Annotated in this window: 17 protein-coding genes; 7 read left to right on the plus strand and 10 right to left on the minus strand. The window is 66.3% G+C overall.

The genetic code is table 11. The features are described 5' to 3' along the window. Positions 1-25: 25 nt before the first annotated feature. Complete coding sequence (locus tag QOL62_RS06860; RefSeq protein WP_283405813.1) at positions 26-574, plus strand: pseudouridine synthase; 549 nt, start codon at positions 26-28, stop codon at positions 572-574. A gap of 15 nt (positions 575-589) precedes the next feature. Next, the gene (gene trxC / locus QOL62_RS06865; protein ID WP_103727432.1) at positions 590-1042 is read left to right on the plus strand and encodes a thioredoxin TrxC; all 453 of its coding nucleotides are present in this window, start codon (positions 590-592) and stop codon (positions 1040-1042) included. 27 nt (positions 1043-1069) lie between these two features. Here trxC and QOL62_RS06870 read toward each other — a convergent pair whose 3' ends face one another. The 8 genes from QOL62_RS06870 to QOL62_RS06905 form a co-directional block, all read right to left on the minus strand. Next, positions 1070-1213, minus strand: coding sequence for a hypothetical protein (locus tag QOL62_RS06870; RefSeq protein ID WP_283405709.1), 144 nt, complete (start codon positions 1211-1213; stop codon positions 1070-1072). After that, positions 1210-2886: a YbaL family putative K(+) efflux transporter gene (gene ybaL / locus QOL62_RS06875; RefSeq protein ID WP_283405710.1), complete on the minus strand. Its 1677-nt coding sequence runs from the start codon at positions 2884-2886 to the stop codon at positions 1210-1212. Before ybaL ends, QOL62_RS06870 begins: the two co-directional genes overlap by 4 nt. 95 nt (positions 2887-2981) lie before the next feature. Beyond that, positions 2982-3314: a hypothetical protein gene (locus tag QOL62_RS06880; RefSeq protein WP_283405711.1), complete on the minus strand. Its 333-nt coding sequence runs from the start codon at positions 3312-3314 to the stop codon at positions 2982-2984. A 154-nt stretch (positions 3315-3468) separates the two neighbouring features. Continuing rightward, a complete protein-coding gene (nadA, locus tag QOL62_RS06885) occupies positions 3469-4455 on the minus strand; it encodes a quinolinate synthase NadA (RefSeq protein ID WP_103727429.1) in 987 nt (328 codons plus the stop codon). 83 nt (positions 4456-4538) lie between these two features. Next, positions 4539-5249 (minus strand): hypothetical protein, encoded by a 711-nt coding sequence (locus tag QOL62_RS06890; RefSeq protein WP_283405712.1) that lies wholly within the window; start codon positions 5247-5249, stop codon positions 4539-4541. Between the two features lie 73 nt (positions 5250-5322). Continuing rightward, the gene (locus tag QOL62_RS06895) at positions 5323-6219 is read right to left on the minus strand and encodes an MBL fold metallo-hydrolase (RefSeq protein ID WP_283405713.1); all 897 of its coding nucleotides are present in this window, start codon (positions 6217-6219) and stop codon (positions 5323-5325) included. Then, complete coding sequence (locus tag QOL62_RS06900; protein WP_283405714.1) at positions 6216-6734, minus strand: DUF1465 family protein; 519 nt, start codon at positions 6732-6734, stop codon at positions 6216-6218. Before QOL62_RS06900 ends, QOL62_RS06895 begins: the two co-directional genes overlap by 4 nt. 112 nt (positions 6735-6846) lie before the next feature. Beyond that, complete coding sequence (locus tag QOL62_RS06905; protein ID WP_103727425.1) at positions 6847-7044, minus strand: YdcH family protein; 198 nt, start codon at positions 7042-7044, stop codon at positions 6847-6849. Between the two features lie 248 nt (positions 7045-7292). Here QOL62_RS06905 and QOL62_RS06910 point away from each other — a divergent pair, with 248 nt between their 5' ends. The 5 genes from QOL62_RS06910 (at position 7293) to tilS (ending at position 13057) form a co-directional block, all read left to right on the plus strand. Next, a complete protein-coding gene (locus tag QOL62_RS06910) occupies positions 7293-7448 on the plus strand; it encodes a DUF465 domain-containing protein (protein WP_103727424.1) in 156 nt (51 codons plus the stop codon). A 139-nt stretch (positions 7449-7587) separates the two neighbouring features. Beyond that, positions 7588-9864, plus strand: a complete 2277-nt coding sequence (gene ptsP / locus QOL62_RS06915; RefSeq protein WP_283405715.1) for a phosphoenolpyruvate--protein phosphotransferase — start codon at positions 7588-7590, stop codon at positions 9862-9864. A gap of 168 nt (positions 9865-10032) precedes the next feature. After that, positions 10033-10989, plus strand: a complete 957-nt coding sequence (locus QOL62_RS06920) for a helix-turn-helix domain-containing protein (RefSeq protein WP_283405716.1) — start codon at positions 10033-10035, stop codon at positions 10987-10989. A 147-nt stretch (positions 10990-11136) separates the two neighbouring features. Beyond that, positions 11137-12090, plus strand: a complete 954-nt coding sequence (locus tag QOL62_RS06925; RefSeq protein ID WP_103727421.1) for a hypothetical protein — start codon at positions 11137-11139, stop codon at positions 12088-12090. Then, the gene (gene tilS, locus QOL62_RS06930; protein WP_283405717.1) at positions 12071-13057 is read left to right on the plus strand and encodes a tRNA lysidine(34) synthetase TilS; all 987 of its coding nucleotides are present in this window, start codon (positions 12071-12073) and stop codon (positions 13055-13057) included. Before QOL62_RS06925 ends, tilS begins: the two co-directional genes overlap by 20 nt. 6 nt (positions 13058-13063) lie before the next feature. On the opposite strand, the gene QOL62_RS06935 is transcribed toward tilS, so the two are convergent. After that, entirely contained in the window at positions 13064-13711 is a 648-nt protein-coding gene (locus QOL62_RS06935; protein ID WP_283405718.1) for a L,D-transpeptidase family protein, read from the minus strand. Between the two features lie 95 nt (positions 13712-13806). Further along, positions 13807-14439: a TetR/AcrR family transcriptional regulator gene (locus tag QOL62_RS06940; protein WP_283405719.1), complete on the minus strand. Its 633-nt coding sequence runs from the start codon at positions 14437-14439 to the stop codon at positions 13807-13809. Positions 14440-14457 lie beyond the last annotated feature (18 nt).

Raw genomic sequence — 14457 nt, forward strand, 5'->3', positions numbered from 1 at the left:
CCACTCGCCCGCAGAGGATCGCGCCATGGGGCGCCTGATCCTGTTCAACAAACCCTTTGACGTGCTCTCCCAGTTCACCGACGCGCGGTCACCCACGCCCCGGGCGACGCTGTCGGATTTCGTGGACGTACCCGGCGTCTATCCCGCCGGGCGCCTCGACCGCGACAGCGAAGGCTTGCTCCTGCTGACGGACGATGGCCGGCTTCAGGCCCGCATCGCAAATCCCCGTTTCAAGGTGCCCAAGACCTATCTCGCGCAGGTGGAGGGGGAGCCGGACGAAGCCGCGCTGCAGGCGCTGCGCTCGGGCGTGGTGTTGAACGACGGGCCGACGCGCCCGGCCGAAGCGCGGCGGATCTCTCCGCCCGATCTCTGGCCGCGCACGCCTCCCGTTCGCTACCGCAAGAGCGTTCCGGATTGCTGGGTAGAACTGTCGATCCGGGAAGGGCGTAACCGGCAGGTTCGCCGCATGACGGCAGCGATCGGGCATCCCACGCTGCGGCTCGTGCGTTGGCGGGTAGGTGAATGGTCGCTCGACGGCATCGCTCCCGGCGAATGGCGTGAAGTGACGATCTGACCAAGGAGGCGTTGCATGTCCGACACGATGATCGTGGCCTGTCCGGCCTGCTCCACCCTGAACCGCGTGGCGCGCGAACGGCTTGGGGCGGGGGGCAAGTGCGGGAAGTGCGGCTCGCCGCTGTTCGCCGCCGCGCCGGTGACACTCACGTCCCGGAATTTCGACGCACACGCCGCCCGTAGCGGTCTGCCGCTGCTGGTTGATTTCTGGGCCGCGTGGTGCGGGCCCTGCCGTCAGATGGCACCGGCGTTCGCTGCGGCAGCGGGGCAGCTGGAACCGGAAATGCGGCTGGGTAAGCTGGATACCGAGGCCGAAGGCGCAATCGCCGCTCGCTTCGGCATCCAGTCCATCCCGACCCTTGTCCTTATTCGCGGGGGCCGCGAGATCGCGCGCAAGGCAGGGGCCATGCCCGCAGGGGCCATCACCGCCTGGGCAAGGCAGGCGGCAGGGGGGCGGCAGACCTCCTAGCGCCTCCCGTATTCTCCGGCCGCAACGCTAGTGCGCGAGCGCGGAGAACGTCGCATGGCCGGGAAGTTCCCCGTGGTTCATCACGCAGGCGGTGGGAACGGCGACGGCAAGGACGATGCCGCTCCAGATCGCCCACTTGAACCAGTGCGGCGGCTTCCTGCGCGGCGTCATGCCGTCAGCTCCCCAGGCGTGGGCGCCTTGCGCCTGTCGTCTTCGATGGTGGCCAGCATCTGCCGGGCAATCTCACGTTCGCCAAGCACCACGCTGTCGGCGCCATGCTGCACAAGGTGTTCGCATTGGGCGTCGCTATGTGCGCGTGCGATCACTGAAAGGTCGGGACGCAGGGCCTTGGCCTGTTCGCAGATGGCGCCCGCTTCGAATCCCTCGGGAATGGCGATAAGCATCCGGTGCGCCCGCTCGATGCCGGCCTCGCGCAGCACGCCGGGCTCGACCGCGTTGCCGGTGACCACTTCGAAGCCGTCCGCGCGGGCCTGCCGGGCAAGGTCGCCCTGCGATTCGATCAGCAGCACCGCCGTGGGCTGCGCCCGCAGTCCCCGTGCAACGAGCTTGCCGACGCGGCCGTAGCCGACCAGGATGACGTGCTCCTCGTGCCTGCGCTCGCGTTCGATTTCGGTCTGGACCGCCTCTTCCGCCAGTTGCTTCTTTACGGAACTGGACCGACCCACCGCGAGATTGAAGATGAACGGGTTAAGGAAGATCGAGATGATCGCACCCGCGAGGATGAGATCGCGTCCGGCGTCCGGCAGGAGACCAAGCCCGGCCCCCAGTCCGGCAAGGATGAAGGAAAACTCACCGATCTGGGCCAGGCTGGCCGAGATGGTCAGCGCGGTGTCGTTCCTGTGCCCGAAAGCGCGCACGATGAACCAGGCCGCGAAGGATTTGCCGACGATGATGGTGAGCACCGTCACCAGAAGCGGCAGCGGCTGCTCGGTCACCACGGTCGGGTCGAACAGCATACCGACGGAAACGAAGAACAGAACGGCGAAGGCATCACGCAGGGGCAGGGTTTCTTCCGCCGCTCGGCGGCTGAGCTGAGTCTCGCCAAGGATCATGCCTGCGAAGAACGCCCCCAGGGCAAAGCTGACGTCGAAGACGTAAGCCGCGCCGAAAGCCACGCCGAGCGCCACCGCTAGGACGGCGAGCCGGAACAGCTCGCGCGAGCCTGTGTGCACGACCCAGTGCAGCCCCCAGGGCAGGACCCGGCGTCCGACGATCAGCATGAGCGCGACGAAGCCCGCCACCTTGAGCAATGTGCTGGCCAGCACCCACGGGAGCGAGGCTGCGGCGTCACCGCCGGCCAGCCCGGACGCGAGCGCAGGCAGCAGCACGAGCGCGAGCACCATGACGAGATCCTCGACGATGAGCCAGCCTACGGCGATGCGTCCCCGCTCCGTTTCCACGAGGTTCCGGCTCTGGAGCGCGCGCAGGAGCACCACGGTACTGGCCACCGAAAGAGCCAGGCCGAACACGAAGCCGGCGATCAGGCCCCAGCCCATCAGGGTGCCTATTCCGATGCCCATGAGCGTGGCGGCGCTGATCTGCACCAGCGCGCCGGGTATGGCGATGGACTTCACGGCGAGGAGGTCCCGCAGCGAAAAGTGAAGGCCCACGCCGAACATGAGGAGGATCACGCCGATCTCGGCAAGTTCCTGGGCAAGCCCGACATCGGCTACGAAGCCGGGTGTGAAGGGGCCGACGAGGACGCCGGCGAGAAGATAGCCTGCAATGGGAGAGACCCGCAGGCGGTGGGCAAGTGCACCCATGAAGAAAGCGATCACCAGACCGGCGACCACCGTGCCGATGAGAGGTGTGTGATGAGGCATTGGACGTTCCGTGCTACGCAGCACCCGCCATGCCTCCGGGGCGCAGGGCGGGCATGGCTGAACCCTGGATCGGGTCGACCCGATCCCGCGGCGTGTCAGGCCACCGGGGGTGCTCGCGGCTGGGCCCGGGTGCAGCGCCAGCCCGGACGTTCAGGAGCGCAGGTGCGCCCGGGCTCCCGAGGAGCAACAAGGACGGCAAGCGTCGATGCCGTCGAGCCGGAATGCAGGACGGTAAGTGCGTCGTCCGATGGATCGGGCTGGGCTGCGGCGAGCTGGCCGGGCGCCATCCGGCGCGGCTGCTCGGTGGAGACGTCCACCGTCGAAGGGCTGAAGGGGGAGCCCGTGGTGCGGACTTCGTTCGTGGGCAGGAGCGCATGCGCGAAGACCGCCGCCAGCAGAAGCAGGCACCAGACTTCCAGTTTCCTCATGATGAGGTTTTCACGCAAGCGCTCGAGTCTCCGGGATTGTGAGGGGCGGCACCTGATGTGCCAGCCCCTTGCAATGTAGGAGACGAAGGCCGGTTTCGCCAGTCGTCAGCGCCGCTGTTCTCTCCGTCGACAGCGGAGAGTAGCGCCCAGGAGGTCAGCGCGCGCCGAGGTCGCCCTGTCCGATCGTGCCGCTTGCCATCTCCAGCATCCGGTCGAGGCTCTTCTTCGCGGCAAGACGGAGCCCTTCCTCGATTTCCACGCGCGGGCTCAGGTCGCGCAGGGCGAGGTAGAGCTTTTCGAGGTTGTTGAGCGCCATGTACGGGCAGATGTTGCAGTTGCAGTTGCCGTCCGCGCCCGGCGCGCCGATGAAGGTCTTGTCCGGGATCGCCAGCTGCATCTGGTGGATGATGTGCGGCTCGGTCGCCACGATCAGCGTGTCGCCCGGCATGGTCTTGGCATACTGGAGGATGCCGCTGGTCGAGCCCACGTAATCGGCATGATCGACGATGTGCGGCGGGCATTCCGGATGCGCGGCGATCGGTGCGTTCGGATGCTGGGCGCGCAGCTTGAGCAGCTCGGTCTCGCTGAAGGCCTCGTGTACGATGCAGACGCCCGGCCAGAGCAGCATCTCGCGATCGAACTTGCGCGACAGGTATCCGCCCAAGTGACGGTCGGGACCGAAAATGATTTTCTGGTCACGCGGGATCTGCTGGAGGATGGTCTCGGCGCTGGAACTGGTCACGATGACATCGGACAGCGCCTTAACTTCCGTGGAGCAGTTGATGTAGGTGAGTGCGATGTGATCGGGATGCGCTTCCCGGAAGGCCTTGAACTTCGCCGGAGGGCAGGAATCTTCCAGGCTGCAGCCGGCGTCGAGGTCAGGCAGCACGACGATCTTGTCGGGCGAGAGGATCTTGGCGGTATCCGCCATGAACTTCACGCCGCAGAAGGCGATCACCTCGGCGTCGGTCTCGGCGGCCTTGCGGCTGAGTTCCAGGCTGTCGCCCACGAAGTCGGCCAAGTCCTGCAGTTCCGGCTTCTGGTAATAATGAGCGAGGATGACCGCGTTGCGCTCCTTGCGCAGGCGCTCGATCTCGGCGCGCACGTCGATGCCGGAAAGGTCGGCGGGCATTACGGTCATGGCGTTCCCTACATCCTGTCCCGGACCTTGCTCCGGGTGGGGGCCTATCTAGGGGCGGGAAGGCCCGGACCCAAGAGGAATTTTCAGGCCGTGAACTGCGACGCGAAGGCGATCCACGGCGGGCTGATGGCGAGAAGTTCGATGAGCACGTGCGCGAGGACGACGGCCACGGCGACGGCGGCTGTGGCGGGGTGGACATGCCCGCGCTCGCGCCGGTCGTGCCGCGCGATGAGGGCGACGACGCCTAGCTGCACCGCCATGACCAGCCACTCGCCCCAGGGGGCCAGGAGCGGCATGGGCAGGACACGTCCCAGCGCGGGCTCCATGATGACGATCATCGAACCTACCATCAGGCGCTTGTGCCAGTCCCCCTCATTGCGGCGTGCCACCGCCGCCAGCACCAGGGTCGCGAAGACGATGATGCCGACGTGAACCAGCGCAAGAAAGTAGGCGGGGGTGAACATCGGCGGAAAGAACCCGGCGCGCAGGGCGGCAAGGCAGGTCATGCTCGCCAGCACGATGATCGTCGGAAGCATGACGGCGCTCGCCCAGCCTAGCCGGCGGTGAAGTTCGCGGCCCGCTCCCCTCGCCAGCAGTGCCTGCGTGACGGCAAGCCCCAGCCACGCCAGCATCGCCGCGCCGTGGACGTGAAAGACGATCGGCACCTGCATGTATGGAACAAAGCCCCGAAGGGCAAATTGCGCAAAGCCGAAGACGATGAACAGGCTGAGGCCGATCGTCATTCTTGCCCAGGACGAGACGCGGGAAACACGGGCCGCCGTGACTGTCGTCATGACTATCCTCCACCCTTTTCAGGCCGGGCGATAATACCGCCCTGCGCAGGGTTCAGGCAATACTCGTGGTGCTCTATGCCTCGACTGTGTGGGTGAGTGCCCAGGTGTCGTCGTGTCTTGTTGTAATGCCGCGCTTTTCAAGATCGATGAGGTGCGCGAGAACGGAGCGACCCGCCGCCGGCCAGAGCCGCTCGTCTACGCCCTTGTACATACGGGGCACCATGTCTGCGATTCGGGTGCAGCCCGACTCGATCTGGCGCAGGATCTGCTTTTCGCGCTGCCGGCGATGGCCGATCATGCCGCGCACCAGCTGGCGCGGCTTCGTTACTTCCGGCCCGTGCGCGGGGTAGTAGACACGATCCTGTTCGCGCTCGTACAGCCGGGCGAGGCTGGCCATGTAGGCCGTCATGTCCCCGTCTGGCGGTGACACCACGCTCGTCGACCATCCCATGACATGATCGCCTGTGAAGAGCGCGCCGGTCTCCTCGAGGGCAAAGCAGAGGTGGTTCGACGTGTGGCCGGGTGTCGCGATAGCCCGGAGCGTCCAGCCCGTGCCGGTCACCGCCTCGCCATCGGCAAGCACGCGGTCGGGCGCATAGGCGTCATCGAACGAGGCGTCGGCGCGCGGGCCGTCGTCCCGCAGCGAAAGAGGCGCGCAGCCGACGATGGGCGCGCCGGTGAGGGCGCTCAGCGGGGCTGCGGCGGGCGAATGATCCCGGTGCGTGTGCGTGCAGCAGATCGCAACGACCGTGCTGTCGCCGATCGCCTCCACCAGGGCCGAGAGGTGCTCCGGCTCGTCGGGGCCTGGATCAATCACCGCGATTTCGCCCTTGCCGTGCGGGCCTACCAGGTAAGTCTGGGTGCCGGTGAAGGTGAAAGCCGAAGGATTGCGGGCCAGCACGCGGCGCACGAGCGGGCCGACCTGCTCGGCGCGCGCGTATGGCCGCTCGATCTCGAGGGAAGCGTTCATGCAGGCGATATGGGGTCTCGGGTGTCGCCTGTCGAGTTCGATGGCGCCCTCGGGTCCGAGGGTGCTCTCTTCATCCTTTCTCGCAGGCGTTGCAGAGCCTCGGAGGCCGCAGAGGTGCATGGCGCAGTAAGGCGCCAGGTCTCGTCAAGGCGGGACAGGCGCTCATGGAATTGGCGCGTCGCGTCGCAGAGGCGCCGGGCGGCGGGATCGAGCCGATGGGATTGAGGGCTGGGCGCGGCCGCAGCCGGCAGGCGGGTGCGATGCGAAAGCTCCGCCCGACCGATCTCCCGGCGGAAGAACGCCTGGTACGCATCAAGCCAGGTGAGAGCGGCGATCAGGGTCGTGGCCGCGCGCAATCCCTCCTGTGCCATGACCGAGCGGCGTTCGTCTTTCCCCGCCGGAGCGGCCGGAGCCGGTAGCGGTGCGAACGTGACGGCCACCTCGCTGGAGAGGGCGAGTGCCTCGCGGCGCAGCCCTTCGACGATACGCGGCTTGATGGTCACTGTGGACGGCATGGCACGGCCCTATTTCGCAGTCGGCGGCCCGCTGCAAGCGGTCCGTTCAGCCTTTCCTGCGCAATACGCACTGTAATATGCGGGACTAGATGCCGTCTCCGGGTCGGCCTGCTCAGGCGATGATGTCGGGGATGAGGTAATCCTCGATGTGCGCGATCTGGTCCTTCAGGCGCAGCTTGCGCTTCTTGAGGCGGGCAATCTGCAACTGGTCGCCGCCGCCTGCGGTCATGAGCGCGTCGATGGCAGCGTCCAGGTCGCGGTGTTCGACCCTCAAGATCTCCAGGCGCTTACGCATTTCCTCTTCGGTCACGCCGGAATTCCCCAGTGTTCAAGGCACTTGCTACGCTGTTGAGCCTGCTGCGACCGATTCTCGCCGACGCAGGTTTGATGCGGTTCACCGATATGTAGCATTCCGGGTCTTCGCAAGGTGCAGTGGATGTGTTTCCTTGTTTGCCGCGCCGGATCTCCGATGGCGAGTCGCCAATCAGGTCGCTTGTCATCAGCCCTCTTCTGGGCACCGTTCGCATAGGGTCCGGCCCCCAAGAGGAGGAACGTCCAATGGATAATTCGCACGTCAGCACTCTGCAGCTCAAGCATGCCGGTATCGAACGGCAGATCCACGAGGAGTTGGGCCGCCCGATCCCTGATGCCGCGACGATCCAGGCTCTCAAGAAGAAGAAGCTCAAGATCAAGGAGGAAATGGCCCGATATTGAGCGTGGCGCCGATGTTTTGCATCGAAAAGCCGCGGAAATCGGGCCGGTTGGCTGGCATGACGCCAGTTTAATCCAACCAAGTCGCATCGGCGGCATCCGCTGCGTTCCCAAAGCGAAGACTTTGCGGTACGCCTCGGCGATGACCAGCGGAGCCGTCGAAGCAGCCCGAACCATTCTCACGCGCCTTCATGAGGTGATGGCGTCGCGCAGCAACGCGCAAACCAAGCTCAACAACGTCGTGGAAGTGATCGGCGAATCGCTGAACAGCGAGGTCTGCTCGATCTACCTGCTGCGCGAAGGCATGCTTGAGCTGTTTGCGACTCGCGGCCTGGCGCAGGAGGCCGTCCACGTCACGCGGATGGCCATAGGCGAAGGGCTCGTCGGCACTATTGCCGATCGCATTGAAACGCTGAACCTGGCCGAAGCGGCTGCGCATCCTGACTTCATGTACCGACCTGAAACGGGCGAGGACAAGTTCCACTCCTTCGCCGGCGTACCGATCGTGCGGCGTGAGCGCGCGGTGGGTGCCCTGTGCGTCCAGCACGTCGAGCCGCGCCGTTACGAAGAGGTTGAGATCGAAGCGCTGCAGACGGTGGCGATGGTGCTTTCCGAACTCATCGTGAACGCCGACCTCATCGATGAGGAGGATGCCCGCGCCCTGTCCGCCGCGCAGACCGGGCCGGAGCAGCTTCGTGGCCTTACTCTTGTAAAGGGGCTCGCATCCGGCGTCGCTGTCTACCACCAGCCGCGCGTTACGATCGAACATGTCGTTGCAGAGGACACCGAGGCGGAGCGCCAGCGCGTGATTCTCGCCTTCGAGCGCATGCGCGAGCAGATCGACCGGATGGCCAACCAGGCGGAATTCGGCGTCGGGGGCGAGCATGAGGAAGTGCTCGAGACGTATCGGATGTTCGCCTACGATGAGGGGTGGACGCGCCGGATCAACGAGGCCATCGATTCAGGGCTGACGGCCGAAGCCGCGATAGAGCGTGTGCAACAGCGCACCCGCATGCGCATGCGCCAGATCGACGACCCCCTCCTGGCCGACCGCATGCACGATCTGGAGGATCTTGCGAACCGTCTCCTGCGGATTGTCTCCGGCCAGATCGGCACGGCCGCCACGATGGGGCTGCGCAACGATGCGATCCTCATCGCCCGCAATCTCGGTCCGGCCGAACTTCTCGAATACGATCGGCGGCGCCTGAAGGGCGTGATCCTTGAGGAAGGGTCGCTCACCAGCCACGTGGTCATCGTCGCACGCGCGATGGGTGTTCCGGTGCTCGGCCGGGTGCGCGGGCTGCGCGGTGTCGTGCGCGAAGGCGACCCCCTGTTGCTCGACGCCGATCAGGGCACGGCGATCGTGCGTCCGTCCACCGGCATCTCCGAGGCCTTCGCGGCGCGCTTCGCCCGAAACCGGGAGCGTCAGGCCATCTACGCCGGCATGCGCGACGTCCAGCCGATGACCCGCGACGGCACACGCGTCAAGGTCATGATCAACGCCGGGCTCCGGGACGACGTGGCCAACCTGAACCTCACCGGCGCCGACGGCATCGGCCTGTTCCGGACCGAATTCCAGTTCCTTGTCTCCGCCACGCTTCCCCAGCGCGAGAAGCAGACACGGCTTTATCGCGACGTCATGGACGCGGCCGGGGATCGTCCGGTCATCTTCCGTACCGTTGACATTGGCGGGGACAAGACGCTGCCTTACCTGCGCCACGACGATGGCGAGGGGGAGGAGAACCCGGCTATGGGCTGGCGCGCGCTGCGCGTGGCGCTGGAACGCGATGCGCTCCTCAAGGCACAGGCGCGCGCGCTTCTTGAAGCTGCGGCGGGCCGTCCTCTCAACGTCATGTTCCCTATGGTCGCCGAGCCCTGGGAATTCGATGCGGCCAAGGCCGTGTTCGACCAGCAGCTCGCGTATCTGCGGCGGCAGAAGAAGGCTCTGCCCGAGGCGATCCGCTATGGCGTGATGCTGGAGGTGCCCTCGCTGGCGGAGCAGCTTGATCTGCTGGTGCCGAAGATCGCGTTCCTGTCGATCGGCACGAATGACCTGACGCAGTTTCTCTTCGCCGCCGACCGATCAAATCCCAAGCTGGCGGAGCGGTACGACTGGCTGAGTCCCGCGATCCTTCGCTTCGTTCGCCGCGTCGTGCGGACACTGGAAGGGACGTCGGTCGACATCAGCGTCTGCGGGGAAATGGGCGGCCGGCGGCTTGAGGCGCTTGCCCTGCTCGGTCTTGGCGTGCGGCGCCTGTCGATCACCCCGGCGGCGGTAGGACCGATCAAGGAACTCGTCGGTAAAGTGGATCTCAGTGAGATCAGCGCCGCGATGGACGACTGGCTGGCGGCCCCGCCTGCGAACCTGCGCGGCGCCATTACCGCGTGGGCGGCGGATCGGGACATTTCGGTCGACTGAGAACGGGAACAGGGCGCGGCACCGTTCGCGCCCTGTTCGCGCCTGCTTTCGTCTCCTGAGGGATTTGCCCTATTAATTTGGCCGGAAAGGCGGCCGCTCATTGACTTTGCGGCCCTGCACGGTTTGGTTAGGGCCATCAAGGTTGCCTTCACCACCCGACGGAGCGGAATGGAAAACGTCGAAACCCAAGGTCTTGCTCGTGGGCCACAAAGCGTAGGAAAGCAGCTTCGTGCGGCCCGTGAGGCTGCCGGCAAGACGCGTTCCGACATCGCAACGCACACCAAGATCGCGGAGCGTCATCTGGCCGCGCTGGAAGACGATCGCCTGGGAGACCTCGCGGCTCGCACGTACGCGGTCGGCTTTGCGCGTGCCTATGCCCGCGCCGTGGGGCTGGACGAGCGCCAGATTGCGGCAAAGGTCCGCGAACAGCTCGATCAGGATACGCCGGACCGCCCCCAAACGCCGCCGAGCTTCGAACCCGGCGACCCGGCCCGTGTGCCGACCCGCCGCGTTGCCTGGGGCGCGGCGCTGGGGGTTGTCGCCGTCGTGGTCGTGCTGCTGGTGTTCTGGAGCAATTACCTTTCGCCCGAAGGTGAACTGCCGGAGCTTGTGGCCGAAAAGACCGCTACGCCTGCCAACCGCTCAGCGGCACGGGCTGTGCCCTCGCCACAGGCTGCGGCATCGACGGGACCGGTGGTGCTCACGGCGACGGGCGATCGGGTGTGGGTGAAGGTCACTGACGCAAACGGTGCCCAGGTGCTGCAGAAGGAGCTCGCCAAGGGCGAAAGCTGGGCCGCACCGGGCGAAGTGGCGGGCCTTGAACTGCGCACCGGGCGTCCGGACGCGCTGCAGATCACCGTTGGGGGCAAGGCCATTCCCCCGCTTGCGACCGAACCGCGTGTCGTATCCGGCGTGTCGCTTGCCGCGGCCGATCTGCTGGCACGTGGCAATCCGGCTGCCGCCCCGTCGCAGGGCGCTACGCCGGCGGCATCACCCGGTCCTGTGGCGGCCGCCCCGGCCGTCCCCGTCGCCGTCGCCGAGCGGCCTGTCCGTCGGCGGAACCCGGCGCACCAGCCTGCAGAGGCGCCGACGCCGGAGTCCCTTCTGCCCGCATCGGTGCAGTAGGCTTTCCACGATTTTCGAGGTCCGCCCTCCTCGACAGGCCTGTCTGACTTGGGCAACACCGGCAGGGCGATTGGTTAATCCATGGTGCAGATCGCGCCGATATACGGCAGGCGATCACTTGTGGGTTGGTTGGGAGTTGATTTGGCGATGATACGTTCTCTTGCTGCAGTAGGCTGGCGTGCTGGACGTGAGGCCCGATGGCTTGCCTGCACGGCGATGGTGGTCCTGGCAACTGTCGGTGCGGGCCCCGCGCTTGCCCAGGATGCCAACACCAGCGCTCGGCTCAACAAGGTCGAAGCGGAAGTGCGCGCCCTGCAGCGCAAGGTATTTCCCGGTGCCGACGGGAAGTATTTCGAGCCGCAGATCAGCACCGCTCCCACTCCGACGCCTTCGGTCGGTTCGCCGTCCACTACGCCGCTTACCGACGTGCTGACGCGCATGGAAGCGGTGGAAGCCCAGATGGCCCGCCTTACCGCGCAGGTGGAGCAGAACACCAACCGCATCAGCCAGCTTGAAGCGAAGCTGGTGGCGGCTAATCCTGCCCCTGCGGAGGTAATCGGTGCCCCGGCACCCGCACCCGTCGGCGCTCCGACGACGCTGCCGGTGGCGACCACGCCGCAGCCGCTGGCTCCGGTGGCAACGCCGCGCCCCGCCGCGCCGTCGAACTCGCGGATCGAGGCCGTGAAGGCGATCGTGAAGCCGCAGACCGCCGACGCGGGCGATGATGAGTACAGCTACGGCTTTCGGCTATGGGAAGCGAAGTTCTACCCGGAAGCGCAGCAGCAGCTGAAGCTGTTCCTGGAGAAGTACCCCAAGCACGCACGTGCCAGCTTCGGCCGCAACCTGCTGGGTCGCGCCTATCTGGACGATGGCAACGCGGGAGAGGCGGCGAAATGGTTCCTGCAGAACTTCCAGGCCGATAAGCGCGGGGACCGCGCTCCCGATAGCCTGCTCTACCTCGCCGTGTCGATGAAGCAGCTCAAGGATACGAAGCGCGCCTGCATCGCCCTTGCCGAATTCAGCGAGACTTATCCCGCCGAAGCCGCTGGGCGCCTGGCATCGACCTACAACACCACGCGCAATGGACTCACCTGTAACTGACGGGCTAGGCGCCGCGGCAGACCGCTTCCGGCTCAGCCTTTCGTCAGTCTGGCCCGAGGGAGCGGAGGAAGGGGCGAAGCTGGGCCTGGCGGTTTCCGGCGGCCCTGACAGTCTGGCGCTCCTGCTGCTTGCGCACGCGGTCCTGCCGGGCCGCGTGGAAGTGGCGACGGTGGACCATGCGCTGCGGCCGGAGAGCGCGGCTGAAGCGGCTGAGGTGGCGGCGGTCTGCGCTGAACGAGGCATCGCTCACGAAACACTGCGGGTCGAAGTGGCGCCCGGGAACGTCCAGGCCGAAGCGCGCGCCGTGCGCTACGCCGCAATGGCGGACTGGGCTTCCCGGCGCGGCCTGTGCGCACTGGCGACCGCGCACCACGCGGACGATCAGGCCGAAACCCTGCTCATGCGCCTTAACCGGGCGAGCGGCGTGGCGGGACTGGCGGGTGCGCGGGCGCGGGGCACCGTACCGGGGGCTCGCCTGCTTCTTCTTCGTCCGGTGTTGAACTGGCGCCGGGCGGAACTGGCCGAAGTCGTCACGGCAGCAGGCCTTGTCGCGGCGGACGATCCCAGCAACGCAAACGATCGCTTCGATCGCGTGCGCATCCGCAAGGCGCTGGTGCAGTCGGATTGGCTGGATGTGGATGCCCTCGCGCGCAGCGCTGCGCATATCGCCGAAGCGGACGCCGCGCTCGAATGGATGGCGGCGCTGGAGTGGCGCTCGTGCGTGAAGCCGGAGCCCATGGGCCTGAGGTACCGCCCTCAGGCGCCGCGTGCCGTCGTGATCCGCGTGGTGGCCCGGATCGTTGCCGAACTGGATAGTGCCGAAGCGCGGGGCGGAGCCATCGCCCGGCTGGTGGACGGCCTGTCGAGCGGGCGGCCCGCGTCCATCGGCAACCTGGTGGCTCGGCCGAACGCCGGCGGGTGGAGCTTCTCTCGTGCTCCGGCCCGGGCTCCGAGAAGGCAGGGCTGAGGCAGCTTATCCGCCGAGGAGATTGTCGCCCACGGTAATCCGCTTGCCGCGTGTGATGTAAACCTTGTCGCCCAGCTTCGTCGTGTCGAACACCTTGGCGGCGAAGGCGTTGGGCATACCCACGCAGCCATGGCTGGCATAACCGAGCGCCACGTCGGAGCCGTGCAGGCTGATCCCGTCGTTGGTCAGGCGTTGCATGAAGGGCATGGGCGCACCGGTATAGATGTTCGACACGTGGTCGCGGTCCTTCTCAGTGATGGGAAAGACGCCCAGCGGTGTCGGCTTCTCATCGGTTCCGAGGAGGACGGCAGCCGCACCAATTTCATACCCGCCGCGAAAGACCGAGATCACCCGCGCGTCCAGATCCACGGTGAGCACGATCGGACCGTCCGGCGCGTCCGCATCGTTCCAGTGCCACTCTCCGTACCGGATCGGACCCTTGATGGGCAGGACACGCTTGATGACGAAGGGCTCTTCTTCGGCGGGTGCGGGTGCAGGGGCGAACTGGGGCGTGGGGGCGGCCTGCTGACGCGGCGCGGACGGCGCGAAAGGCGGAGCCTGTTCGGATGAGCCCGAGGACGCGGAGGCAAAGAGCACGGCGGCGATGGTAGCCGCTGCGATGAACCCGGAGGCGAGGAAAAGGCGCGCGTTCAACTTCTACAACCCAGACAATGGCGCCGTTATTCCTGGCAGCCACTCGTTAGTATCACGTAAAGCGTCGGGCCGGAGGATCGTGCCCGATTTTTCGCTTAGGGACGTTTGACTATCCCCTCGCGCAGGATTGAATTGGCCAGTTCGGCGATGTGTTCCGGGGGCTCGTCATCCCAGACCGCGTAACGCAGACCGAGGAACACGTTCATGCCCATGATGGCCCATGCGTGCGCTTCTCCCAGATCCTCGCGAAGATCGCCCTTTACAATGCCGTCTGCAAGGCGCTCGTGGATTCGCGTCGCGGTGGACTGGTAATGCTGGCGGAAGCTTGCAGGATCGACGAATTCGCACTCGTCGATGATGCGGTAGATTTCCTTGTGCTCCGCCGCAAACCGCAGGAAGCCTACGAGCGACGCCCGCTCCGTTTCCAGTGCGGGAAGATCCTGGCTGCGGGCGCTCCGCGCCGCTTCGCGCACCTTGCCTGACAGATCATCGACGAGCGCCCGGAAGATCTCGTCCTTTGAATTGAAGTAGGTGTAGAAGCTGCCCAGCGCAGTGCCCGCGCGCCGGGTGATGCCGGTGATGGACGCCTCGTGAAACCCGCGCTCCCCGAATTCGATGGCCGCCGCGTCCAGCAGCTTGCGCAATGTCCGCCGACCGCGCTCCGTCCTCGGCGACTTGTTTGCCGCAGCTGCATCAGGAGGGATTCGGGAAGACGGCTCTGTGGTCACCCGGCCACAGCTAGACCG

It is taken from the genome of Novosphingobium panipatense, assembly GCF_900182875.1.
In the GTDB taxonomy this organism is placed as follows: Bacteria; Pseudomonadota; Alphaproteobacteria; order Sphingomonadales; family Sphingomonadaceae; genus Novosphingobium; species Novosphingobium panipatense.

Bases quoted from the DNA above. Each gene is read 5' to 3' on its own strand.
- QOL62_RS06920 (WP_283405716.1), top strand. From the start codon at position 10,033: ATGGAAAACGTCGAAACCCAAGGTCTTGCTCGTGGGCCACAAAGCGTA.
- QOL62_RS06925 (WP_103727421.1), top strand. From the start codon at position 11,137: ATGATACGTTCTCTTGCTGCAGTAGGCTGGCGTGCTGGACGTGAGGCC.
- trxC (WP_103727432.1), top strand. From the start codon at position 590: ATGTCCGACACGATGATCGTGGCCTGTCCGGCCTGCTCCACCCTGAAC.
- QOL62_RS06880 (WP_283405711.1), bottom strand. From the start codon at position 3,314: ATGAGGAAACTGGAAGTCTGGTGCCTGCTTCTGCTGGCGGCGGTCTTC.
- ptsP (WP_283405715.1), top strand. From the start codon at position 7,588: ATGACCAGCGGAGCCGTCGAAGCAGCCCGAACCATTCTCACGCGCCTT.
- QOL62_RS06870 (WP_283405709.1), bottom strand. From the start codon at position 1,213: ATGACGCCGCGCAGGAAGCCGCCGCACTGGTTCAAGTGGGCGATCTGG.
- nadA (WP_103727429.1), bottom strand. From the start codon at position 4,455: ATGACCGTAATGCCCGCCGACCTTTCCGGCATCGACGTGCGCGCCGAG.
- QOL62_RS06890 (WP_283405712.1), bottom strand. From the start codon at position 5,249: ATGACGACAGTCACGGCGGCCCGTGTTTCCCGCGTCTCGTCCTGGGCA.
- QOL62_RS06895 (WP_283405713.1), bottom strand. From the start codon at position 6,219: ATGAACGCTTCCCTCGAGATCGAGCGGCCATACGCGCGCGCCGAGCAG.
- tilS (WP_283405717.1), top strand. From the start codon at position 12,071: ATGGACTCACCTGTAACTGACGGGCTAGGCGCCGCGGCAGACCGCTTC.
- QOL62_RS06910 (WP_103727424.1), top strand. From the start codon at position 7,293: ATGGATAATTCGCACGTCAGCACTCTGCAGCTCAAGCATGCCGGTATC.
- ybaL (WP_283405710.1), bottom strand. From the start codon at position 2,886: ATGCCTCATCACACACCTCTCATCGGCACGGTGGTCGCCGGTCTGGTG.
- QOL62_RS06900 (WP_283405714.1), bottom strand. From the start codon at position 6,734: ATGCCGTCCACAGTGACCATCAAGCCGCGTATCGTCGAAGGGCTGCGC.
- QOL62_RS06860 (WP_283405813.1), top strand. From the start codon at position 26: ATGGGGCGCCTGATCCTGTTCAACAAACCCTTTGACGTGCTCTCCCAG.